This is a genomic window from Mesorhizobium sp. C372A, from assembly GCF_030323245.1.
GTDB lineage: Bacteria > Pseudomonadota > Alphaproteobacteria > Rhizobiales > Rhizobiaceae > Mesorhizobium.
Genome location: NZ_CP100475.1, coordinates 3,207,686 through 3,228,673 on the forward strand (window position 1 = coordinate 3,207,686; position 20,988 = coordinate 3,228,673).

A 20,988-nucleotide genomic window follows, 5' to 3' on the forward strand; every position below is an offset into this window, starting at 1 on the left:
CGGCAAATCCGATGGCGATGCCGGGGGCTCCAAGCCTATGAGGGCCAGCTGATGAACGGGCAAGAATAGTTGGCAGCCATCGAAAACCCCGCCACGAACACCACGCCATCTGCCGGTGGACCCTGCTCTCGGCCCCGGACAGCAAGAAGGCAGGCGCCGAAGCGCCTGCCTTTTCAATGCGAATGACGGGGTGTGCTTACGCGGCGATTTGCGCGCTCGCGGTCTTGGCCACCACGGCATCGACCTTGGCGGTCGCATTGGCGAGCGCGGCGGTCACGGCGTCGGGACCCATGCCGACGCCTTCGATCCGGATGACGTCGACGTCGGTCATGCCGAGAAAGCCGAGCACGCCGCGCAGATAGGGGATGGCGTGATCGAACTGCACGGCCGCACCTTCGGAATAGATGCCGCCCGAGGCGAGTACGATATAGACCTTCTTGCCGGTGACGAGGCCCTTGGGACCACCCTCGCCATAAGAGAAGCTCTTGCCGGAGCGGGAGATGTGATCGACCCAGGACTTCAGGGTCGAGGAGATGTTGAAGTTGATGAAGCCGGTGGCCAGGATCACGGTGTCGGCTGCGAACAGTTCGTCAAGCACGATGTCGGAGACGCCGACGACTTCGGCCTGGCGCGGCGTGCGGGCTTCAACGGGGGTGTAGATGCCGGTCGCATAATCGGTGTCGATATGCGGCAGCGGGTTGGCCACGAGGTCGCGTACGACGAGCGTATTCGACGGGTCGGCGGCGACGAGCTTTTCAGCGAATTCGGTAGCGATACGGGTCGAGTGCGAGGCAGCGCCGCGCGGGCTCGAGGTTACAAGCAGGATAGACATAGCGGTTCTCTCCAGTGGGAATTGATTTCTCCCGCCTGATATGGGCCTACCGACCCATTCAAAAAACTGGTATATTTTCTATACGATCCATCCATAAAGTAGGTATGCCGTGCAGCCCAATCCGACGCTCGACCAATTGCAGATCCTGGTTGCGGTCGCCGACACCGGCAGCTTCTCAGCCGCCGGCCGCAAGCTTAACCGCGCGCAGTCCGTCATCAGCTACGGCATCGCCAATCTTGAAGCGCAGCTTGGCCTGAAACTGTTCGAGCGCGAGGGCACGCGCGAGCCGCAGCTGACCGAAATCGGCCGGGCGATGCTGGAGGACGCCCGGCGCATGGTCGGCGTGCTGCAGCGCATCCGTTCGCGTGCCGACGGTCACCATCAGGGGCTGGAGGCTGAAGTTGCGCTATCGGTTGACGCGGCGCTGCCCTCGCCGGTGCTGGTGCGGGTGCTGAAGGCGTTCGAGGCGCAGTTCCCGACCGTGATGATGCGACTGCATATCGGCACGCTCGGTCTGATCCCCGACCATGTCGTCAGCGGACAGTCGGATCTTGGCATCGGTGGCTTGCTGGGCGAGGTCGACGTGCATCTCGTGCGCATCGGCTTCATGTCGATCGTGCTGGCTGCCGCCCCCACCCACCCTCTGGCACTGCTGCCGAAACCGGTGGCGCTCGAGGATGCGCGAGAGCACACCCAGCTGGTTGTCAGCGACCAGTCGGAACGCACCAAGGGACGCGACTTCGGCGTCTTTGCCTATCGTACATGGCGGCTGACAGATGTGCGTATCAAGCATACGTTGATGCGCGAGGGGCTGGGCTGGGGCGGGTTGCCGCGCTGGCTGATCGCGGACGATTTGGCCAGCGGCAGGCTGGTCGAACTCGACCTTGAACCCTTTAGCGAGGTGCGCTCATCGCTCTATGCCATGCACCGCGCCGACCGCAGCCCGAAACCGGCGGCGGCCTGGCTGATCGACCAGTTCAAACGCCAGCTCGGCTGCTTCAACGAGTTCGACCCGGACGACCTGCCTGAGGATGAGCCGGAGACAGCCCATCGATCAGAGCCATGAGCACGGCGCGATAGTCTTTGGCCGAGGCGCCGGCCTCGACGGCAAGTGCTGCGCGGTCGAAGGCAGCGGCGAGCAAAGCGGTCAGCGCATCGGCCGGCAGTCTGGTCATCGACTGTTCGCGCATTGCCGCAACCAGGCCTTCGCGCAGCGACCGGTTGCCGTGGCGATTGTCGATCGCATCCATGGCGGCGCGGCCAAGCACGGCCGGCCCGTCGAGCAGCAAAAGCCGCGTGCGGCCGGGCGCGCGCATGGCGGCGAGATAGGCGTCCGAGCCGGCAATCAGCGCATTGCGGGCAAACAAAGAAGGCGGCGAGGCGCGCTCGATCTCTTGCGCCACCGCCGCCGCCTCCTGCTCGACCACGGCGGCAAACAGCGCCTGCTTGTCGGCAAAGTGGTGATAGAGCGCGCCGCGGGTGACGCCGGCGGCCGCAACGATCTCCGGCGTGCCGGTCTCGGCATAGGACTTTTCGATGAACAGTTTGCGCGCCGCAGCGATCAGGTCGGCGCGCGTCGCTTCGGTGCGGTCGCGGTTGGAGCGGCGCGGGGTTTCTCGTTGCATACATGCAGCCTGTATGTTATTTCGAATTACATGCAAACTGTATGTTGGCTAACGGGAGAAAGAAAGATGAAGACGACGAGCTATTATCCGGTGCTGATGACGGGCGACGTAGCCGGCACAAAAGCCTTCTATATCAATCACTTCCGCTTCAAGCCGCTGTTTGCGAGCAACTGGTATGTGCATCTGCAGTCTGCCGAGGATCGCCGGGTCAATCTCGGTATCGTCCAGGGCGACCACGAGACGATCCCCGAGGGGGGGCGCGGCCGCACATCGGGGCTGCTGATCAATTTCGAGGTGAGGGATCCTGATGCTGTCTATGAACGGATCGTTGCGGCCGGCCTGCCGATCCTGTGCCCGCTGCGCGACGAACCCTTCGGCCAGCGCCATTTCATCACCAGGGATCCCAATGGCGTGCTGATCGACGTCATCAAGCCGATCCCGCTCAGCCCGGAATTTCAGGCGCAATTCGCGGCGGGCGCGGCGGGCGCCTGAACAATGGCAGCAAATGTCGGCAGCGGCTCCGGCCGCTGTGGCCGGACCCGCACCATGCGGTCTATGTTGGTGATGTTGAAGCTGGGCCTGCCGCATGCGTGACATCTGCCTTGTTCGTGCGCCATCCAATCTCGGCCTTCGGCCCTTGGAGCCGGGCCATGTGCCCGGCACCTGGCGTGCGCCGCAGGCGCTGAGCGAAGCTGGTTTGATCGAGTCGCTGGCGCCGGGGCGGGTGGTCGATCTCGACAGACCCGCTTACAGTACCGAACCGCAACCGGGCACTAGGCTGCGTAATGGTCCGGCGATCCGCTGCTTCAACCTCGATCTTGCCGAGATCGTCACCGGTGCGCTTGGGCAAGGCGAGTTCCCGCTGATCATCGGCGGCGACTGCTCGATCCTGCTTGGCGCACTGGTCGCCGCGCGGCGCTCGGGCGCGGTCGCCCTGGTCCATGTCGATGGCCACAGCGATTTCCGCCATCCCGGCAACTACGATGTCAATGCCTCACTCGGCTCGGTTGCCGGCATGGATCTGGCACTTGCCACCGGACGCGGCGAGGCTTTGCTGGCGCAATGGCCAGGTGTTGTCGGTCCGCTCGTCGCCGACGAGGCGGTGGTTCAGATCGGCGAACGCGAGAGCCGCGATGCCGATTTTGCCTGGCCCGACATCAATGCGACCGCCGTGACGCGCATCGACGTCTTTGCCGCGCAGGAACTCGGCGCGGCTGGAGTGTTGCAAAAGACAAGAGCGACGCTGGCGCGCGCCGGCTGTCCCTACTGGCTGCATCTCGATGTCGATGTGCTCGACCAGACGGTGATGCCGGCGGTGGATTCGCCCGGCAGCCCCGGCATCGACCCCGATGAACTCGTTGCCATTCTGTCGGCGCTGACAGCGGACCAGCGCTGCACCGGCTTGGACATGACGATCTACGATCCCGACCTCGACCCGACCGGTGACCTTGCGCGACTGCTGGTGTCGCTGCTCGGGCGGGTGCTCAACCCTCGATAAGGGCTCAACTCGCCCTTGCTACCGGCGTCACCGTCACCTGGCTGACGCCGGTGCGGCGCACCACGGTGCACAGCGTCTCGCGGCCGATGCGTTCGGCGTCGAGCATGCGCACGAGGTCGTCGACGCCGGTGACCGGGCGACCGTCTATTGACGCGATGATGTCGCCTTCCCTGAGGCCGGCCTTCGCCGCGGGTCCGTCTTTCTCGACGCTGCGCAGCCGTACCGCCGTACTGGTGGTCACTTGCGACAGAAGGGCGGCGCGGCGCGGCAGGTTGGTGGTGTCGGCGGAGATGCCGATGAAGGCACGGCGCACGCGGCCGAAGCGGATGATCTCCGAAATGACGAAATTGGCGGTGTTGGAAGCGACCGCGAAGGCGATGCCTTGCGCGCCGTGGATCATGGCGGTGTTGACGCCGATGACCTCGCCTGCCGACGACACCAGCGGTCCGCCGGAATTGCCGGGATTGAGCGCGGCATCGGTCTGGATGACATCGTCGATCAGCCGCCCGGTCGAGGCGCGCATCGAACGGCCAAGTGCGGAGACCACGCCTGACGTTACGGTCCATTCGAAGCCGAGCGGATTGCCGATGGCAATGGCGATCTGGCCGCGCCGCAGCCGCTTGGAATCGCCGAGCGGCGCGACTTCGGTGAAGCTGCCATCGGCGCGCACCAGCGCGATGTCGGTGTCGGGGTCGCGGCCTAGCACACGGCCTTCGCTGGAGGCGCCGTCGGGCATAGAGACGCGCACCGTTTTGGCATCGCCAACGACATGGAAATTGGTGACGACCAGCCCGTCCGGGGTGATGACGAAGCCGGAGCCATGGCCACCTTGGCCACCGACGCGCTCGATGCGGCAGACGGCTGGGCCGATGCGGTCGACGGCGTCGGCGACTGTCGTCGAATAGGCGTCGAGCAGTGTGTCGTCGGTTTCGAATTTGTGGGCGGCGAGGGCCATTGGCGGGGCTCCGTGTTTTCAGGCGCGATGATGACTATATGTGCGGAGCGGCTCGAACTGCCGCGACCTGACCAGATGGCCAGTCAAACCAGTAACTAGCCGTCAGACGAGTACCTCCGGGCGCACTGCCGAGCGATATCTGGGGCATGAGAAAACCCAGGAGATCATCATGAGTGACTTCAACCTTAATGCATTTTCCGAGGCCATCGCCGATCTCGCCGCCAAGGCTGCGCCGGCAACGGCAAGTTTCGCCACCCATCACCATCGCACCGCCAGCGCCTTCCACTGGCGTGACGGCTATTTCGTCACCGCCGAGGAAGCTGTCGAGGCCGGTGAGGAGATCGAATTGACATTGGCTTCGGGCGAAGCGGTGAAGGCCGAACTGGTCGGTCGCGATCCGTCGACCGGCGTAGCGCTTCTGAAGCCGGCCGGCGCGGTCGCGGGGCCTGCGCTCGCCAAGGCTGACGCGGTACGGCCCGGCAATCTTGCCATCGCCATCGGCAGCAGTCAGGGTTCGGCGCTGGCCGTCTCGGGTTCGGTCGGCGAGGTCGGCCCCGCCTGGCGCTCGATGCGCGGCGGCAGCATCGATCGGCGCATCAATCTCGCCGTTGATGCCGGCGGCCGTTTCGAGGGCGGGCCGGTGCTTGACGCCAAGGGCGCGCTGATCGGCATGCTGCTGTTCGGGCCGCGTGCTCGTGCGCTGGTCATGCCTTATGAGACGGTCGAGCGGGCCGTGGCGACGCTGCGGGAAAAGGGCCATGTCGCGCGCGGCTATCTCGGCGCCGGCCTGCACCCGATCCGTGACGGCGCGGCGCGCGGCGCCATGGTCATGAGCCTCGACGACAATGGTCCGGCCAAGGCCGCCGGCCTTGCGCTGGGCGACATCATCGTGGCGTGGAATGGCGAGGCCGTGCACGGCCCGCGCGAACTGATCCGAAAGCTCGGGCCGGATAGCGCGGGTGCCGCGGTGGCGCTCGGCGTGGTGCGCGGCGGCGAGCAGCGCGATGTCGCGCTGACCGTCGGTGAAAAGCCGCTGAGCTGAGAGGGCCGATGGAAAGCGACACGCTGACAAGGCCGGAGCCGGGTGGGCCGGAGGTGGGTGGGCCGGAGGTGGCGGGCGGCGGACGCCAGCTCGTGGTGCTGATCGCGCTGCACGATGCCGCGCGTGCCGAGCGCCTGTCGGCTTCGCTTGCCATGGCGGACGATCTGCTTCCGGTCGTGGCCGGCAGCGGGATTGCCGACGTCGCTGTCGTCGATGACGCTGTTGCGAACAGTGCGGCCTGGCTCGATCGGGCCGATGGTGGCAACAGCGCAATCCCACGGGTGCTGCTATCCGCGAGCGCTGGCCGGCCGGAAAACCGGGTGCTTGCCGTGCTGCCTTTGGCGTCGGATGCGAATCTGATCGCGGCTGCCGTCAGACTAGCGGCGGCCGGCTACCGGGTGTCCAGGGATGGGCGTTCGACGCCCGCTCGCCACGACGATTTCGATGGCGCCGCCAACGGCGGAAGCCATAGCGGGCTGTTCGGCGAGGAGCCGTTGGACGATGGCGCTACCGCCCGTCCGGCGCTGTCGCCGCGCGAGGCCGAAGTGCTGGCGCTGCTGGCCGAAGGCGCGCCCAACAAGGTGATCGCGCGGCGGCTGAACATCTCCGTGCACACGGCAAAGTTCCACGTCGCCGCGATCCTGATCAAGCTGGGTGCTGCGAACCGCACGGATGCCATCGCGATCGCGATGCGGCAGGGCCTGGTGCTGGTCTAACCCCCTTATCCATTTGAGCCTACGTTGCGTAACCCGTTGCAGGCTGCCGAGGCCTTGCGCAGTGCATTGCCGCCGCGCAATGGTTCGCGTCAGTGATGTAGCAAGGGAGGTGCCAAGACATGTCGCTCAAGGGAAAGACGCTGTTCATCTCCGGCGGGTCGCGCGGCATCGGTCTTTCGATCGCGCTGCGAGCTGCGCGCGACGGCGCCAATGTGACGATCGCGGCCAAGACCGCCGAGCCGCATCCGAAGCTGCCGGGCACGATCTACTCGGCAGCTGAGGAGATCGAGCAGGCCGGCGGCAAGGCGCTGCCTGTTTTGTGCGACATCCGCGAGGAGGCGCAGGTGGCTGAGGCGGTTGCCAAGACCGTCGAAAAGTTCGGCGGCATCGATATCTGCGTCAACAATGCCAGCGCCATCCAGCTCACCGGCACGCTGGAGACGGACATGAAGCGCTACGATCTGATGCACCAGATCAACACGCGCGGCACCTTCCTGGTGTCGAAAATGTGCATTCCGCACCTGAAGTTGGCAAGCAATCCTCACATCTTGAATCTGGCGCCGCCGCTCGACATGAAGGCCAAATGGTTCAAGAACCATGTCGCCTACACCATGGCCAAGTTCGGCATGTCGATGTGCACGCTGGGGATGAGCGCCGAGTTTGCCAAGGACGGCATCGCGGTCAATTCGCTGTGGCCGATCTCGACCATCGACACGGCTGCGGTGCGCAATCTGCTCGGCGGCGCGACGGTGGCGGCGATGAGCCGCTTACCCGACATCATGGCCGATGCCGCACACGCCATCTTCATGCGCTCATCGCGCGAGACATCAGGCAATTTCTACATCGATGAAGAGGTGCTGCGGGCCGAGGGCGTGACCGATTTCGCGGTCTATGCGCCGGGCGCGACCGGGCCGCTGGCCGGCGACTTTTTCGTGCCGGACGCGGTATTTGCCAATTCGCCGACGAACGTCAAAAGCATCTACTGACGGAAATCACGGGCCGACGGCGCTGCTTCCTCATCCACCTGCCGGCGTTTTTCGAAAAACCAAGCAATTGGCTTTTCGCCCGCTGTGCGGACCAGCCTCACCTCCCCATGAACGGGGAGAAAGGGGCTCATCACTCCTCGCCCTTCTTGCCTTTGCTCAGTCCCATCAGCCGGTCGATATAGGCCAGCATCAGCGCCGAGACGACGAAAGCGAGGTGGATGATGGTCAGCCACATCAGCTGGTCGATCGTATAGGAAGACGAATTCAGGAACACCTGCAACAGGTGGATCGAGGAAATAGCGACGATGGTCGAGGCGACCTTGACCTTCAGCGAACCGACATCGATCGTACCCAGCCAGTGCACACCGCCATCCTGGTCGTCGAAGCGGCTGACGAAATTCTCGTAGCCGGAGATGATCACCATCACCACCAGCGAGGCGACAAGTGCGGCGTCGATGAGGCCGAGCATCTTCAGGATGGTGTCGGTGTCGTCGAGTGTGAAGGCGACCATGACGAACTCGTAGAGTTTTTTGCCGAAGGACAGCGCATAGACGGCGAGCGCCAGGGCCAGCCCGATGTAGAAAACCACCAGCAGCCAGCGTGAGGCGAGGATGATCGATTCGATGGCGAGTTCGAGACGTTTCATGCAGCGGTTCCGGTCAGCTTTCTGAGGTCGACTGGGGTATTTCGATCAGCTTGCCGCAGTTTGCAAGGCAAATTGCGACGCAAAAAAACCCCGCCGGGAGGGCCGGCGGGGTTCAATGCATCCCGCTGGAGTCGGGACGGGGCAGGGAACGCCCAGGCTTGAATCTGGGGAGGGCGGCCGCTCTATTCAATGAGCCGGTTCTAATACCAGTACAATTCTTGCTGAACCGGGATTGCTGTCCGCAGCTCGACCCATCCCGATCTGCCGGGATGGGTCCTTGTTGTCGATCTGATTCCAGAAAGCTGCTCAAGCCATTGGAAAGCAGATCAATTGTTACTCGCCACCGGTGCCACCAGCGAGGTGATGCGACGGATGCCGACACGGCGGTTCTCGCGGTTGGGCGCCGTGGTGTTGACCTTCAGGTATTCCTCGCCATAGCCCTGAGTGGTCAGGTTTTCCGGCGGGATCCCGAAGGCATTGGTCAGCGCTTCGGCGACAGACTCAGCGCGCCGGTCGGACAGAGCAAGGTTTGCTTCCGGCGTGCCAACCGCATCGGTGTGGCCTTCGATCAGGAAGGTTTCGGCCGGGTTCTTCTTCAACAGTTTCTCCATGGCCGTGGCGACGCCTTCCAGTTTCTGCACTTCGGTGTCGGATATCGAGGCCGAGCCGAACTCGAAGTTCAATGTATCGAGGTCGACGCGACGGGCAATGTCGCGCACGCGCGCCGAACGCTTCACTTCGTCGATGGAATAGAGGCGCTGGACCTTCTCCACCGGCGGTTGTTCGAGGAACTCGTAATAATCGTCCGGGCTTTCGACATCTTCCGAATCGAGGATGTACTCGCGGCGCGGGATGGTGAGCCGCATCGGCGGCAGGTCGTCACCGGGATCGCGCCAGTCATTGTCGTCGTCATAGCTGCGCTCGTCGACATAGCTCAGCACATATTCGTGCCCATCCGGCGTGATGCGCGATCGCCTGATGACGTCGCCATTGCGGTTGCGGATGGTGACGATCTGGATGCCATTGTCGCGCTCGACGATTTCCCGAGAGCGATCGCCCGACAGTTCCTCATAGTAAACATTCCTGGCGCCGCGGTGCATGCGCGGAGCGTCATTGCTTTCCACGATCGTCTGGTTGTTGAACTGCAGGATGACGCGGTCGCCGAGTTCCTTGACGACGTCGACGCCTTTCGGACGCCGGCGGTCGCGGACGTTCTCATCGGGTGCGCGCTCGACGCGTTTGCCTTTTTCCTCCGTCACCGGGGCGATCTTTTCTGGCTGAATTGCCTGCTGAGCTGACTTGTCGTCGGTGGGCGGCGGTCCCTGGTCGACCGGAGCCGGCTTCGGGGCTTGCGCCTCGGTGCCGCCCTGCGCGGGCTGCTCGCCCGTCTGGCCGCCAGCATTCTGGCCGTTCCCATTTTGGCCGTCGCCATTCTGGCTGTTGCCGCCCTGGTCCTTGCGGTGCTTGCGCCTGGCATCCTTCTGGCTGTCCAGGATGGGTGCTTCGTCGGGGTTGGCCGTGGCTTCGCCTTGCGCCGGCGTCTCACGTTGCGCGGGCTGCTCGGCATTGGCCGGTTGCTCCGCAGGCTGTGGTTCACCGGTCGCAGGCTGCTGTTCGCCCGTCACCGGCTGTTCGCCGACAGTTTTTTTGCCGTGCTTTTTCGCCTGATCCTTCGGCTGTTCACCTTCGGCGGGAGCCGCTTGCTGATCGGCCGGGGGCTGAATCGGCTCGGCCTGCGGCGCGGGCTCTCCGGCAGGCGCAACTTTGACGTCTGGCGCTTTGTCGGCAGGCGCGGCCTCAATCTGCTGATCCTGCTTGCGCTTTTTCTTGCCCGACTTGTTGTCGTTTGCCGGCGCCACCTGTTCGGTGGGCGCTGCCTGCTCGGCAGGCTGCTGGGCCGGCTGTTCAGCGGGCGCCGCTTCGATCTGCTGTTGGTCGCGCTTCTTCTTGCGTGGCTTTAGCGGCTGTTCTTCATTTGCCGGAGCTACCTGTTCGGCCGGTTGTTCAGCCGGTGCTGCCTCGATCTGCTGCTGGTCACGCTTCTTCTTGCGTGGCTTGAGCGGCTGCTCATCGGTCGCCGGCGCTGCCTGGGCGCCGCCCTCATCCGCAGGCGCCGCCTCGATCTGCTGCTGTTGATTGCGCTTCTTTTTGCGCGGCTGCTGTTCCTCGGCGGCAGGTGCGGCCTGTTCGGCCGGGGCCTGCTCGGTCTGCTGCTGATCCCGCTTCTTCCTGCGCGGCTGTTGTTCCTCGGCGGCAGGGGCGGGTTGCTCTGCAGCCGGTGCAGGCTGCTCGGCGGCCGGCGCTGCCTGTTCGGCCTGCTGGCGTTTCTTTTTGCGCGGCAGTTCCTGGTCGGTCTGCTGACCATCTGCAGCAGGGTCGTCCTGGACCAGGATCAGTGGCGCGGCCGTGTGCTGCAAGGGGCCGAAAACGGCGTTGCCCTGCAACGGGGATGCGCCCAACGGCGCGGATGCCATAAGCAGGCCAAGTGCCGTACCTGCCAGTACCCGTGGTTGGCGTTTCATCTTAAATTCTCCTTGTGGGGTCCCATCCCTGCCCAAACTGTCCTTGACCGGATTGGTTCCGGTTTGCGGGCATTACCCGCACCCAAGGACGATTGACCGGCGTTTTGAAGGCAACTTCATGTTTTTCCTATGGTGCGGCCGGAATTTGAAGTCACACAACAGCTTGACCTTGCCGCATGCGGAGGCCACATCTCGACCCATAATGGAAACGCCGTTCTGGAAGACCAAGACGCTGGAAGCGATGACGCCCACCGAGTGGGAATCGCTGTGCGACGGCTGCGGAAAATGCTGCCTGTCTAAACTCGAGGACGAGGATACCGGCGAGATCTACTGGACATCAGTCGGCTGCCGGCTGTTCGATGGGCAAAGCTGCCGCTGTTCGGACTATGCCAACCGGCTGGCGCGCGTGCCGGACTGTGTCGGGCTGACGCCGCAGAATGTGCGCACCATCACGTGGCTGCCGAAAACCTGTGCCTACCGGCTGGTTGCCGAGGGGCACGATCTCTATTGGTGGCACAGGCTGGTGTCGGGAAGTGCCGAGACCGTTCATGATGCCGGCATCTCCATGCGCGGCCGCGTCCGCGCCAGTGAGACCGATCTGGCCGAGCCGGACGACTATTTCGACTATATGCTCGATGACGAGCCCTGAGCATTCTGGAACGGACGCTGCCATAGGGCGTTCTGCGCCATTGGACGTTTTTGACGGTCAGGATCGTTTGCAGCGGTGGAAGGGGCGGTTGCTTTCAACCTGTCGGGCAGATTAACCGAAAATGAACGGCCGGTTCGCGAAGAGTTCAGATTGCAAGGAGCATTCTCCCCCCATCGGTTCGACCAAGACGGGCGCAAGCCCTCAACAAGGAGAGAAGACAATGTTCAACTCATTCAAGACAGCAGCCCTTTCGGGTCTCGTAGCTCTCGGCACCCTTGCCGCAGTGCCCGCCCAGGCGGACTCGATCTATCTCGGCTTCGGCAACAACCATGACCGCCGCGTCGGCGTCTACACCGGCGACGATGAGGACGGCTTTCGCCGTGACCGCAATTGGCGCCGCTGCTCGCCGGATCGCGCCCTCGACAAGGCCGAGCGCATGGGCCTGCACCGCGTCCGCATCGTCGATGTCAATCGCCGCGTGGTGAAGGTCGCCGGCCGCCAGTATGGCGATCGCGTAGTGGTCGTGTTCGCCAATGAGCGCGGCTGCCCGGTTATCTATCGCTAAGAGAACCAGACTGATCTTCTGCGAAGATCAGTCTGGGATACGACCTTCTGCGAAGGTCGATCCGGAGGCATGCTCCTCTGCGAGGATCAGCCTGGAGTAGCGGCATGACCCTTCTAGGGTCAGCCAGGAGCCCCTTTCCCTCCGCGGAAAGGTGCGGCTCGAAAAAACCCCGGAGGCCAGTCCTCCGGGGTTTTTCACGTCGGAAATCTGCGGTTCCGGCCGACGGCCCGGCCCGGTGGCCTGCTACTTAAGCTCGAATGTCACTGTTACCTGCACGGCGTAGGCATTCTCGCCGGCCTGCACGGGAACCGCGGCGCCTGCCGCATCGAAGGCCTTGGCATTGATCGGCATCGGCGCCGGCGCAACGTTCTGGTCGGTGATTTCCAGCACCCGGCCGATGCTGACGCCGGCGGCTTCGGCCAGCGTCTTGGCCTTGGCCATGGCATCGGCGACCGCCTTCTTGCGGGCTTCGGTGACGGCAGCTTTCGGGTCTTCGTTGGAGAACGAAATGCCGCCGCCCTGGTTGACGCCGAGCGACACAGCCTTGTCGAGAATCTCACCTGTTTTGTCGATGTCGCGGATGCGCACCGAGAGTGTGTTGGTCACCTGGTAGGCTACAAGCTCGGCTTCCTGGCTGCCGTCCGGTTTGTTGGTGTAGTTGTAACGCGGGTTGATCTGGATGCCGGCGGTCTGCAGGTCGCGATCCTTGATCCCTGCCGACTTCATTGCCGCGATCACGGCGGCCATGGCGTCGTTGTTGGCGTCGAGTGCCGCGCGTGCGGTCTTGGCCTCGCGCATGACGCTGAGCGTCAGCAGCGCCAGGTCAGGCGCCACGGTCGACTGGCCTTCACCCGACACGATGATGCGGGGCGGGGGCAGCGAATCGGCAGCGCTTGCCATCGCCGGAAAAGCGATCGCGGCGGCAAGTGCGAGCGGCAAAATATGTCTGGTCATGAAAATCTCCTCGGTGTGCGATCCAGTCGCGCCTGTCGACTAGGGCGCGAATATGGGCTGATTTGGGCGATCTCGGCCAGCCCGTCCGGAAAGCCTTGTGCCGCGCAAGGAAAAACACTAATCCAGCGCGCGTGGGGCCTGTAGCTCAATGGTTAGAGCCGGCGGCTCATAACCGCTTGGTTGGGGGTTCGAGTCCCTCCGGGCCCACCAGTCGCCTTGATGCATAAGGCTTTGCGTCGAGGGTAGACGACCCGGTTAGACATCGGTTAGACAAACCGCTTCAGAAGCTTCGCCATGCCATCCACGGCGAGCCGCTCCTGCTCCGTCCTTGCTGTAAAGCTCTACGTGGTCCAGGTCGTCGTGGCCGAGAATGCCTGCCGATTGTTTCGGGGTCGCGCCCTTCTTGGCCAGGTACTTCCCCAGCGTCTTCCGAAGTCCATGCAGCGTGCAGCCGGGCCCCATGCTCGCCACCTTGCTCCAGTGCGCCATCATGCCGGTCAGCGACCTCTCCGAGAAGGAATTGCCGTAGGCGTTCAAAATCACCGTGTCGGCCGAGCCCCAATGCTTCGGTGAGCACATAGGTGATCGTTAGCGGACTTCAAATGCGATCCGCTGCTCACTAAATACTTGATCCCGTAAATTACATGATCACGTACCGACTTTTTTATTGAAATCCCGAATTCGGTGGCCTCATAAGACCGATGTTGCCATTGCTCGTAGGTCGGCTGTGATGGATAACGTGGTTCCATTCCGCAAGGCCGTGCCTTGCGTCGAAGTGACAGAAACCTGCGGCGAATGGTTCGTCCGCGTGGTTGAGAAAGATCAGGAAATTGCCCGGTCATTCAATCAGGAATCGTTCGCGTTGTCCTTTGCAGAAGGCCAGCGGACACGCCTAGGGCTAGCGAAGGTCGTGCGCCTGTAGGGCGCTGTGGGGCGGCATTGTAGGCATTCAAGCATGAGCGGAACCTAATTTGCAGCCGCAAATTAATGTCCAATGAATGAACTCCCAAACCGGAAAAAACTCGTGCCTGACCCTCAACCTCGGCGGGGCTCCAACAAAGGTGTGTTGCTAGCGGCTGCAGCGCTGCTGTTTGCCTTTCTCGCTCTTATTCTGTTTGGGTTTTTTCAGTAAGTGCGCGCGGCGCCGGCTTCCCAGAGAGGGCAGAGCACCTGCCGACGTGATCTTCGATCCGCTCGCGTCCTTGCGGTTGGGGCGACTATCCAAGCCGGCTCGGTTCGTCGCTCCTGACGGGTTCGGTGGTCCCACCACAGCAGGATGATCATTCGGCAATTCTTGGCAGCGCCGGTATTCAACTCACGCCCAAAGCGATTGAACTGAAGCTGGCCGTCGATTTCGTGACTGACGCAGCATGAGCCGAACAGGCGAGGCAAGCGCAAGCCTTGGGGCCTAACCTCAGACAGACGAATCACGCTCGTGCAGTCTGGAGACAGCGCAACGAGTTATTCATTCGGGCGCCTTCGCATCACCAGCGGAACGAAAGAGTTAACTGGCGGTTTACTAGGGAAGGATTGCAGGACGAAAAACATTGAGGATTTCTGCCATGACAATGTTGTTCGAACCACTCGACTCTGAAGGTTACAAGCGCAGCGTGGTCTACCATGCCGCACGCTTGTCCATGCTCCACAATCGAATGCTGAAGCGTTTCGACAAGGTCGATAAAGCGGCTGAAAAGGTTGAAGCCGAGGTGGAGCTGTTTGATGAAGCTGTTCGCACTCTCTACGAATGAGCGGCATGTTGACCGCCGACGTTCCTGCTAGCGCGTATATGGGCGCGGGGTTCACCGTTGCTCCACCAGGCGATGTCGCGCCGCGGATTTGGGCTTGATAAGCATGATCTAATGTATACGATTCACCCAGCCGGCCTGGCTCCCCCGCCATCGGGCCGGTCAGGCCCGACGGTTCAACGCACCACCCCAAACGACTGTCGGGCCGCCAGGACGCTCACTGCGCAGCCGGGTTCATGCTTTGCCTTTTTTTCTCGAAAAGCGCGAGCTTGGTCATATAACCAATTCTGATTTTTGCATGGCATTGGGTGCAGTTGAAGTTGGATATCACCTTCAACCACGATCCCTTTTTTATGATGACATGAGAACAGTTTGGACATTCCAGTTCCAGGTACTCGTCCCCCATATCGTTTGAAATCGGCACTACGACACTCCCCAACAGTTGCCCGTGAAACTTGCGCTTCGAGATCGGCCGGCACCTCCGTGCTCAAACCCCGAACGTGGGTCCTTGGCAGATGTTCCGCAATCCGACCTCTGGCGACCGGGATCGGACCTAAGTCCAAATCGCCGCCAACAGGCCGAGAAGTGGAACCCCGGCGGATGCTTTTTGAACGCTGAATTTCCGTCCTCGCCGGTCGTAGTCCGCCGTCCTCATGGCCAAAGCGCCAATGTTGCCCTTTGTGAGACTGACCTCGTCCGGCCTACCAGGTCGCCGGGGCGCAACTCCGGTCATAATGCGGCGGAGCGAATGTCAGCGCGAAGCTGTGCGCAGGGACGCCAACTCGCTGACAGCAGCAAGGATGACAGCATCGGTTGCCGGCTTCGGCAGGAATCTGCAGTCGCGGAAAGCTGCGGGAACGTCGGCGGGGCCAAATCCCGACAAGAAGGCAAAGGGGATGCCTCGCGCCTGCAATATCCTCGCCACCGGCAGACCCGTTTCACCGTTCAGCTGGATGTCTAGCAACGCCACGTCAATCTTGTCCGATTCGACAAGACGCAGAGCGGCGGATACCGACGGCACAGGTCCGACCACCTGATAACCGGCGCGACGCAGCCGCGCGGCAGTGTCCTGCGCGACTAGCCATTGATCCTCAACAATCAGAACACTCACGCTTTCGCTCACGGCCCCTCTCTGCGATTGACCGGAAATGAGATGTCGATCCGAGACCTTCGGACAGTTGTTTCGACATGTCCGCAAACCTATAGGTAACCTCTCCATGCAGCAAGGTGAGGCTGATGCTGGAGCGGAGGCGCTTCCACCGACCACTTGCTGAATTACCGGAGCCGAAGATTAGCGCGTCAATGGAGCTGCGGTCCGCGCCTCCGCTCCATCAGAGTTGGATAGGCGTTTACCCCTCTCCACGATCCACAAAATCTAAAAGCCGCCGTACCGCGCCATTGGCTCTTCAAGCATGAGCAGCACCTCTCTCTCCATCTTGGGCGACCTGAGATTGCAATCGGTCAATGAGCGTCAGAAGTGCGATGCACCGAGTTTGTGCCTGCAGTTTTTCGAAGGAAAGGCTTGAGAATTCATGATTTCGGAGCAGGTTTGGCTGGCGCATGAGCGCCGCAGATCTATACTGGGGAGATCAAGCGATGGGGTCGGCCATGAGCAAAGAGTTCAGTGTAGCTGATGCCTATGGCGCCGGCCGCGCCATGTTCATGGGACTTGAACTGCTGGTTTCGCCCGGTGCGCTCGTCCCCAGACCTGAGACCGAGTTGCTCGGCAAGACCGCGCTTGGTGTGTTGCATCAGATGAACCTGCCGGCTCCGCGCATAGTTGATATGTGCTGCGGCACTGGGAATCTGGCGTGCGCGATCGCCTACCATGTGCCCAGCGCCCTTGTCTGGGCAAGCGATCTCACCGATGAATGCGTCGAAACGGCACGCCGCAACACCTCACATCACGGCATGGCTGAGCGTCTTTCGGTGCTTCAGGGCGACTTGTTCGACTCTCTCATCGGCCTTGGGCTAGACGGAACTATCGACGTAATCGTCTGCAATCCGCCTTACATTTCTGAAAAGCGGCTCGAGGGCGACCGCGCCCATCTGATCGAGCTTGAGCCGCGCGAGGCGTTCGCAGCCGGCCCTTACGGCCTGAGCATTCATATGCGCGTGCTGAAAGACGCACCGCGATACCTGCGGCGTGGCGGCATCCTGCTCTTCGAGGTCGGGCTTGGCCAAGACCGACAGGTAGCGGGTCTGCTGGAACGCAGCAAGGCATTCGAGAACATCCGTTCGGTCTCGAACGAAGCGGGCGAGGGCCGGGTGGTTCTGGGGCAAGTCAAGACGCAGGCATGAATCCTGCGACAATCAGACCAAATACGGGGCTGCTCTGGGCGTTACGCTTACTCATCAGTTCATTTTGCGGATGATGTATTGCTCGATCCCCTGGATGGAATCGAGGTTTTCAGGCAGAAGTTCGCTATCCTCGACGGTAATGCCAAAGGTCTCCTCGATGAAGCCGATAATCTCAAGCACACCCGTCGAGTCGACAATGCCTTGATCGAGCAAGGATGCGTCATCCAGCAATGCCTTGACGTCGCTGACGTAGAAATTCGAAACCAAGAAACTACGAATCTGCTCGCTGTAGATTCCGGTGCGTTCCTTGATGGTCAACATGAATTCGTCCTCCGTGGCGTCACCATTAAATCAGCGACTTGGTTCTGGCCCCGCATCATGACAGCGCCGTTTTCTTGAGTTTTCCCGTGTCCGTCATCGGCAGGTTCGCCACAACGACGATGGATTTCGGGACCATGAAGTTTTCCAGACGCTTCTGGCACTCCTTCTGCAGTTCCCTTTCGCCAATGGCTCTTCCATGCTCCATCACCACAAAGGCTTTCACCGCTTGCCCGAGGAGCTCGTCGGGAACACCGATGACAGCCGCTTCTCGGACTCCTGGAATGTCCATGAGTACGTTTTCCACTTCCCTTGGCGCCACCTTCTCGCCTCGCGACTTTATGATCTCATCCCCACGGCCAACGAAGTAGAGGTAACCCTCCGTATCCATCCGGCAGTAGTCGCCGGTGTATAGGACCTGCTCGCCGGGCAGCGGGCCGGGTTTGAGCTTCCTGGCCGTTGCCTCGGGCTTGCCCCAATACCCCTTCATCACCGTTGCGCCGCGAATGACGAGTTGGCCGACAACGCCTGGGCCTATCCGCCTGTCATGCTCGTCAACGATCCACATCTCCGTATTCGGGATTGCGATCCCTACGCTCAATGGCTTTCGCTCGAGGTCCTCTGGCGGCAAATAGGTGCAACGTTTGCATTCGGTGAGACCGTACATCGAATAGATGCGTGCACCCGAAAACAGCTCGCGAAGCATGAAAATATGCTTGAGGGGTAGGGCTGCCGCAGTGTTTGTGACGTAGCGGATGCTCGAGAAATCCTGGTCTTTGAGGGACCTGAGTTCGGAGAGTGCGGCAAAGATTGTGGGCACGCCGGGAAAGCCCGTAACTCCCTCCTGCCTGATCAACCCGAGGATCTGTGCCGGGAAAGCGAACGAGCGTTCGAGCACCAGCCGGGCGCCGGTACGAAAAGCCATGATCATCTGGTACAGTCCATAATCGAAGGCGAGGGGTAGGACATTGAGGATCACCTCGTCCTCGGCAATCGCCAGGTAGGAAGCGACAGACGCGCACGCGGCCATCATGTTTCTGTGCGTCAGCATCACGCCCTTGGGTTCGCCCGTCGACCCGGACGTGTAGATGATGGCTGCCAGATCAACATCGATGCACTGCCGTGCCGGCGGCGTATCCGCGCCATTGGCGAGGGCGGCGTCCCAGCGCACGGCAAACGGCAGCTGGGCGAGTTCGACGTCGTCGATAGGTCCCGATACGATCACCCGCAGAAGTGACGGGCAGCCGCGCGCCGGCTCGCGGAAGATCGCTTGCAGATGGCCGTCCGTGATGAGCGCCGTCGGCCGGCAGTCGTTGAGCAGATAATCGAGCTTGTCGCTCTTGGTGAGCGGGTTGACGATGCACACCACCGCATTCGCCTTTAGCACCGCCCAGAAGCTAACCACCGTCTCGACGGTGTTGTCGGCGAAGATCATCACGCGATCACCGCGAACGACTCCGCATGCGGCCAGGTCCCGGGCGATCGCGTTGGCTCGCGTTTCGAGTTCGAGGTAGGTGACACGCTGCTTGTTGCACACCAGCGCCACCTTACTTCCGTGTCGGACGGCGGAATGGGCGAGGTAGTCATGCAGCAATGGTACGGCATCATGCAACATACAGGCGCTCTTCCCGATGTTCGCAGTCGACGTCGACGCTGAGCGTGCATTCGAGCGTTGCACTGGGACAACCCGCGACGAACTGCTGATGAAGAAGTTGGGTCGACAACACGCCGACCAGCGCCATGTTGTCGGCATTGGACAGGTCGCCACCGCCAGTTCTGGCCTGGCATTTGGCAAGCAGGTGCGTGACCCCCTTTGGATCGAAGACATTCGCCTCGCGCAGGGCCGTCTGCGAAACGGCCTCGCGAGCGTAATCCGGAGCGTCTGCGCCGACGAAGCAAAGCGCGTTGGGCGCGCGGAAGGGCTGCTTCTTGCGGGCTACGATCTCGGAGGGCAGGATGGGTGCCGCCATGCGCTTCAGCACGTGCTTTTCGTCGAGGCCGCGGAGTTTGAAGGAGGGTGGCAGCGAATTCGCGAGCCTCACAAGTTCATCGTCCAGGAACGGGAAGCGCCCCTCGACGGAGTGAGCCATCAGCATCCTGTCGCCTTGCGAGGAGAGCAGATAGCCCGACATCAGTGTTTGCACCTCGAGATACTGGTCCTGCGCAAGGGGACTCCAACGGGCAAACTGCGCGGGCAGACGGGCGAGCAACTCGGACACGGCGTCGCGGCCCTGCGTTCGAGCCCGCATATCGGCCGTAAACAAGCGCTTGATGGCCCTGGTGGTTTGCCAGCGGGTTTCATGAGCAAAGCCCGGCGCGTCGTAAGCCTGAATATTTCGCCCGAAGAACTGACGCGCCATCGCCTGCTGTTGCACCGGCGAGCGGGTGAGATAGGGGTAAAGGCGTTCCAGGAGCCGAGAGCGTCGTGTCGAAGTCGGGTGGCGCCCCCAGAAGCGGCGGACCTTGCCTTCGCGGAACAGGTCGTAGCCGGCGAACATTTCGTCAGCGCCTTCGCCGGTCAGCACGACCTTGATTCCACGCTCACGCACCAGGCGCGAGAGCAGGAAGAGTGGCGCCGGGGCAGTCCTCAGTATCGGGCGTTCGGTGTGTCGGATTACCTCCGGAAAGGTTCCGGCTATATCTCTGCGCGAAACGACCACTTCATGGTGCTCACTGCCGGTCGCCTCGGCAACTATTCGCTGGAAGCGGGTCTCGTCATATTCGGCGTCGGCAAAACGCAAGGAGAAGGTTTGGAAGCGCTCGCCCGCGAAGCGCCTCGCGAGCGCGGCCACAAGCGAACTGTCCAGCCCTCCGGAGAGGTAGCACCCGACAGGCACGTCGGCGCGCACCATTCTGAGCGCCGTCGCGGCCTCAAGAGCGCTAGACACGCGGTCCACCGCGTCATCGCTGGACCCGGTGAACTCGCCCTGCCGCGATCCGAACTTGTCGGGATAGGAAGGCTGCCAAAAAATCCGCTCACGAACGGTGCCATCCTGATAGATGCGGACATGACCCGGCTCGAGTTCGTTGATTCCGTGGAAAACTCCTTGCGGCGGAACGACCGTCCAGAGCGTGAACGTCTGATCAATGCCGGCTGGATCAAGGGCGCGAGGTATGGTTCGATCGGCCGCGAAAATGGCTTTCACTTCGCTGGCGAAATAAAGCCGGTGCGCATGCTCGCTGAAATACAGCGGGCAAATGCCGAAGCGGTCGCGCGACAATATGAGACGATTGGCCACTGAATCCCAGATCGCAATTGCCCATTGGCCGTTCATCCGCTCGAAGGCCGTTTCTCCCCACTCACGATAGGCGTGCAGCGCGACCTCCGTGTCGCTGCGGGTTCGGAAGCGGTGGCCGAGTGCCGTGAGTTTTTCACGCAATTCGACGTAGTTGAATATCTCGCCGTTGAACACGATCCACGTCGTATCGCCTGTATCCGCCATCGGCTGCTGGCCACTGGAAAGATCGACGATGGACAGGCGCACATGCGCCAGCCCCGCGCGTCTGTCCCGGTAGAGACCGCGCCCGTCGGGACCGCGATGCGCCAGCGCGCCCATCATCTGCATCAGCGCCTGCCGCGAAGGAGAAGCCGCTGTGGCATTCAGCGCCACGATTCCAGCGATGCCGCACATGC

The 20,988-nt window shown here is 62.2% G+C and carries 23 protein-coding genes and 1 tRNA gene; 12 read left to right on the top strand and 12 right to left on the bottom strand.

The genetic code is table 11. The features are described from left to right. Nucleotides 1–196: 196 nt before the first annotated feature. The gene (locus tag NLY42_RS15310; protein WP_023672454.1) at nt 197–832 is read right to left on the bottom strand and encodes an FMN-dependent NADH-azoreductase; all 636 of its coding nucleotides are present in this window, start codon (nt 830–832) and stop codon (nt 197–199) included. A 109-nt stretch (nt 833–941) separates the two neighbouring features. On the opposite strand from NLY42_RS15310, the gene NLY42_RS15315 reads away from it, so the two are divergent. Beyond that, complete coding sequence (locus tag NLY42_RS15315; protein WP_023683802.1) at nt 942–1,898, top strand: LysR family transcriptional regulator; 957 nt, start codon at nt 942–944, stop codon at nt 1,896–1,898. On the opposite strand, the gene NLY42_RS15320 is transcribed toward NLY42_RS15315, so the two are convergent. Further along, nucleotides 1,831–2,457, bottom strand: coding sequence for a TetR/AcrR family transcriptional regulator (locus tag NLY42_RS15320; protein ID WP_023701145.1), 627 nt, complete (start codon nt 2,455–2,457; stop codon nt 1,831–1,833). The two genes, NLY42_RS15315 and NLY42_RS15320, sit on opposite strands and share 68 nt — an antisense overlap. A 66-nt stretch (nt 2,458–2,523) precedes the next feature. On the opposite strand from NLY42_RS15320, the gene NLY42_RS15325 reads away from it, so the two are divergent. Together NLY42_RS15325 and NLY42_RS15330 are read left to right on the top strand one after the other, a co-directional pair. Further along, a complete protein-coding gene (locus NLY42_RS15325; RefSeq protein ID WP_023672457.1) occupies nt 2,524–2,949 on the top strand; it encodes a VOC family protein in 426 nt (141 codons plus the stop codon). A gap of 94 nt (nt 2,950–3,043) precedes the next feature. Further along, entirely contained in the window at nt 3,044–3,955 is a 912-nt protein-coding gene (locus NLY42_RS15330) for an arginase family protein (protein WP_023672458.1), read from the top strand. Between the two features lie 4 nt (nt 3,956–3,959). Here the strand turns inward: NLY42_RS15330 and NLY42_RS15335 are convergent, their stop codons facing one another. Beyond that, nucleotides 3,960–4,910, bottom strand: coding sequence for a S1C family serine protease (locus NLY42_RS15335; RefSeq protein ID WP_023672459.1), 951 nt, complete (start codon nt 4,908–4,910; stop codon nt 3,960–3,962). 169 nt (nt 4,911–5,079) lie between these two features. Here NLY42_RS15335 and NLY42_RS15340 point away from each other — a divergent pair, with 169 nt between their 5' ends. The 3 genes from NLY42_RS15340 to NLY42_RS15350 all read left to right on the top strand — a co-directional run bounded on the left by NLY42_RS15340 (nt 5,080) and on the right by NLY42_RS15350 (nt 7,654). Next, entirely contained in the window at nt 5,080–5,952 is an 873-nt protein-coding gene (locus NLY42_RS15340) for a S1C family serine protease (protein ID WP_023754524.1), read from the top strand. An 8-nt stretch (nt 5,953–5,960) separates the two neighbouring features. After that, nucleotides 5,961–6,668, top strand: coding sequence for a helix-turn-helix transcriptional regulator (locus tag NLY42_RS15345; protein WP_156933719.1), 708 nt, complete (start codon nt 5,961–5,963; stop codon nt 6,666–6,668). Nucleotides 6,669–6,787: 119 nt separating this feature from the next. After that, the gene (locus NLY42_RS15350) at nt 6,788–7,654 is read left to right on the top strand and encodes an SDR family oxidoreductase (protein ID WP_023672462.1); all 867 of its coding nucleotides are present in this window, start codon (nt 6,788–6,790) and stop codon (nt 7,652–7,654) included. A 130-nt stretch (nt 7,655–7,784) separates the two neighbouring features. Here NLY42_RS15350 and NLY42_RS15355 read toward each other — a convergent pair whose 3' ends face one another. Next, nucleotides 7,785–8,300: a TIGR00645 family protein gene (locus NLY42_RS15355; protein ID WP_023672463.1), complete on the bottom strand. Its 516-nt coding sequence runs from the start codon at nt 8,298–8,300 to the stop codon at nt 7,785–7,787. 326 nt (nt 8,301–8,626) lie between these two features. Beyond that, complete coding sequence (locus NLY42_RS15360; RefSeq protein WP_023691506.1) at nt 8,627–10,822, bottom strand: OmpA family protein; 2,196 nt, start codon at nt 10,820–10,822, stop codon at nt 8,627–8,629. 202 nt (nt 10,823–11,024) lie between these two features. Here NLY42_RS15360 and NLY42_RS15365 point away from each other — a divergent pair, with 202 nt between their 5' ends. Both NLY42_RS15365 and NLY42_RS15370 read left to right on the top strand, forming a co-directional pair. Next, nucleotides 11,025–11,471 (top strand): YcgN family cysteine cluster protein, encoded by a 447-nt coding sequence (locus tag NLY42_RS15365; RefSeq protein ID WP_023672465.1) that lies wholly within the window; start codon nt 11,025–11,027, stop codon nt 11,469–11,471. A gap of 220 nt (nt 11,472–11,691) precedes the next feature. Continuing rightward, nucleotides 11,692–12,036, top strand: coding sequence for a hypothetical protein (locus NLY42_RS15370; protein WP_023672466.1), 345 nt, complete (start codon nt 11,692–11,694; stop codon nt 12,034–12,036). Between the two features lie 243 nt (nt 12,037–12,279). Here the strand turns inward: NLY42_RS15370 and NLY42_RS15375 are convergent, their stop codons facing one another. Continuing rightward, nucleotides 12,280–12,990, bottom strand: coding sequence for an SIMPL domain-containing protein (locus NLY42_RS15375; protein ID WP_023672467.1), 711 nt, complete (start codon nt 12,988–12,990; stop codon nt 12,280–12,282). A 134-nt stretch (nt 12,991–13,124) separates the two neighbouring features. Here NLY42_RS15375 and NLY42_RS15380 point away from each other — a divergent pair. Then, nucleotides 13,125–13,200, top strand: a tRNA-Ile gene (locus NLY42_RS15380). Between the two features lie 45 nt (nt 13,201–13,245). Here NLY42_RS15380 and NLY42_RS15385 read toward each other — a convergent pair. Beyond that, nucleotides 13,246–13,569 (bottom strand): tyrosine-type recombinase/integrase, encoded by a 324-nt coding sequence (locus NLY42_RS15385; protein ID WP_050591105.1) that lies wholly within the window; start codon nt 13,567–13,569, stop codon nt 13,246–13,248. Nucleotides 13,570–13,720: 151 nt separating this feature from the next. Here NLY42_RS15385 and NLY42_RS15390 point away from each other — a divergent pair, with 151 nt between their 5' ends. After that, the gene (locus NLY42_RS15390; protein ID WP_023754523.1) at nt 13,721–13,912 is read left to right on the top strand and encodes a hypothetical protein; all 192 of its coding nucleotides are present in this window, start codon (nt 13,721–13,723) and stop codon (nt 13,910–13,912) included. A 640-nt stretch (nt 13,913–14,552) separates the two neighbouring features. Continuing rightward, on the top strand, nt 14,553–14,738 hold the full coding sequence (locus NLY42_RS15395) for a hypothetical protein (RefSeq protein ID WP_023681021.1): 186 nt from the start codon (nt 14,553–14,555) through the stop codon (nt 14,736–14,738). A gap of 173 nt (nt 14,739–14,911) precedes the next feature. On the opposite strand, the gene NLY42_RS15400 is transcribed toward NLY42_RS15395, so the two are convergent. Next, on the bottom strand, nt 14,912–15,115 hold the full coding sequence (locus NLY42_RS15400) for a hypothetical protein (protein WP_155921622.1): 204 nt from the start codon (nt 15,113–15,115) through the stop codon (nt 14,912–14,914). Nucleotides 15,116–15,486: 371 nt separating this feature from the next. Further along, nucleotides 15,487–15,858: a response regulator gene (locus tag NLY42_RS15405; RefSeq protein ID WP_023670881.1), complete on the bottom strand. Its 372-nt coding sequence runs from the start codon at nt 15,856–15,858 to the stop codon at nt 15,487–15,489. 485 nt (nt 15,859–16,343) lie between these two features. Here NLY42_RS15405 and NLY42_RS15410 point away from each other — a divergent pair, with 485 nt between their 5' ends. Continuing rightward, entirely contained in the window at nt 16,344–17,036 is a 693-nt protein-coding gene (locus NLY42_RS15410) for a N5-glutamine methyltransferase family protein (protein WP_023689767.1), read from the top strand. Between the two features lie 54 nt (nt 17,037–17,090). Here the strand turns inward: NLY42_RS15410 and NLY42_RS15415 are convergent, their stop codons facing one another. The 3 genes from NLY42_RS15415 to asnB are packed head-to-tail and all read right to left on the bottom strand — an operon-like array spanning nt 17,091 to nt 20,986. Beyond that, nucleotides 17,091–17,357 (bottom strand): acyl carrier protein, encoded by a 267-nt coding sequence (locus NLY42_RS15415; RefSeq protein WP_023670883.1) that lies wholly within the window; start codon nt 17,355–17,357, stop codon nt 17,091–17,093. A 55-nt stretch (nt 17,358–17,412) separates the two neighbouring features. After that, the gene (locus tag NLY42_RS15420) at nt 17,413–18,969 is read right to left on the bottom strand and encodes a class I adenylate-forming enzyme family protein (RefSeq protein WP_031244360.1); all 1,557 of its coding nucleotides are present in this window, start codon (nt 18,967–18,969) and stop codon (nt 17,413–17,415) included. After that, nucleotides 18,959–20,986 carry an asparagine synthase (glutamine-hydrolyzing) gene (gene asnB, locus NLY42_RS15425; RefSeq protein ID WP_023754521.1) on the bottom strand — a complete coding sequence of 676 codons (2,028 nt, stop codon included), beginning with the start codon at nt 20,984–20,986 and terminating at the stop codon, nt 18,959–18,961. The genes NLY42_RS15420 and asnB overlap by 11 nt, the downstream gene beginning before the upstream one ends. Nucleotides 20,987–20,988 lie beyond the last annotated feature (2 nt).

Excerpts from the sequence above, each read along its gene's own strand:
- NLY42_RS15365 (WP_023672465.1), top strand. The coding sequence starts at position 11,025 with ATGGAAACGCCGTTCTGGAAGACCAAGACGCTGGAAGCGATGACGCCC.
- NLY42_RS15310 (WP_023672454.1), bottom strand. The coding sequence starts at position 832 with ATGTCTATCCTGCTTGTAACCTCGAGCCCGCGCGGCGCTGCCTCGCAC.
- NLY42_RS15340 (WP_023754524.1), top strand. The coding sequence starts at position 5,080 with ATGAGTGACTTCAACCTTAATGCATTTTCCGAGGCCATCGCCGATCTC.
- NLY42_RS15415 (WP_023670883.1), bottom strand. The coding sequence starts at position 17,357 with ATGTTGACCATCAAGGAACGCACCGGAATCTACAGCGAGCAGATTCGT.
- NLY42_RS15410 (WP_023689767.1), top strand. The coding sequence starts at position 16,344 with ATGAGCAAAGAGTTCAGTGTAGCTGATGCCTATGGCGCCGGCCGCGCC.
- NLY42_RS15325 (WP_023672457.1), top strand. The coding sequence starts at position 2,524 with ATGAAGACGACGAGCTATTATCCGGTGCTGATGACGGGCGACGTAGCC.
- NLY42_RS15420 (WP_031244360.1), bottom strand. The coding sequence starts at position 18,969 with ATGTTGCATGATGCCGTACCATTGCTGCATGACTACCTCGCCCATTCC.
- NLY42_RS15355 (WP_023672463.1), bottom strand. The coding sequence starts at position 8,300 with ATGAAACGTCTCGAACTCGCCATCGAATCGATCATCCTCGCCTCACGC.
- NLY42_RS15390 (WP_023754523.1), top strand. The coding sequence starts at position 13,721 with ATGGATAACGTGGTTCCATTCCGCAAGGCCGTGCCTTGCGTCGAAGTG.
- NLY42_RS15385 (WP_050591105.1), bottom strand. The coding sequence starts at position 13,569 with ATGTGCTCACCGAAGCATTGGGGCTCGGCCGACACGGTGATTTTGAAC.
- asnB (WP_023754521.1), bottom strand. The coding sequence starts at position 20,986 with ATGTGCGGCATCGCTGGAATCGTGGCGCTGAATGCCACAGCGGCTTCT.
- NLY42_RS15345 (WP_156933719.1), top strand. The coding sequence starts at position 5,961 with ATGGAAAGCGACACGCTGACAAGGCCGGAGCCGGGTGGGCCGGAGGTG.
- NLY42_RS15320 (WP_023701145.1), bottom strand. The coding sequence starts at position 2,457 with ATGCAACGAGAAACCCCGCGCCGCTCCAACCGCGACCGCACCGAAGCG.
- NLY42_RS15350 (WP_023672462.1), top strand. The coding sequence starts at position 6,788 with ATGTCGCTCAAGGGAAAGACGCTGTTCATCTCCGGCGGGTCGCGCGGC.
- NLY42_RS15370 (WP_023672466.1), top strand. The coding sequence starts at position 11,692 with ATGTTCAACTCATTCAAGACAGCAGCCCTTTCGGGTCTCGTAGCTCTC.
- NLY42_RS15360 (WP_023691506.1), bottom strand. The coding sequence starts at position 10,822 with ATGAAACGCCAACCACGGGTACTGGCAGGTACGGCACTTGGCCTGCTT.
- NLY42_RS15335 (WP_023672459.1), bottom strand. The coding sequence starts at position 4,910 with ATGGCCCTCGCCGCCCACAAATTCGAAACCGACGACACACTGCTCGAC.
- NLY42_RS15375 (WP_023672467.1), bottom strand. The coding sequence starts at position 12,990 with ATGACCAGACATATTTTGCCGCTCGCACTTGCCGCCGCGATCGCTTTT.
- NLY42_RS15395 (WP_023681021.1), top strand. The coding sequence starts at position 14,553 with ATGACAATGTTGTTCGAACCACTCGACTCTGAAGGTTACAAGCGCAGC.
- NLY42_RS15330 (WP_023672458.1), top strand. The coding sequence starts at position 3,044 with ATGCGTGACATCTGCCTTGTTCGTGCGCCATCCAATCTCGGCCTTCGG.
- NLY42_RS15400 (WP_155921622.1), bottom strand. The coding sequence starts at position 15,115 with ATGTCCAAACTGTTCTCATGTCATCATAAAAAAGGGATCGTGGTTGAA.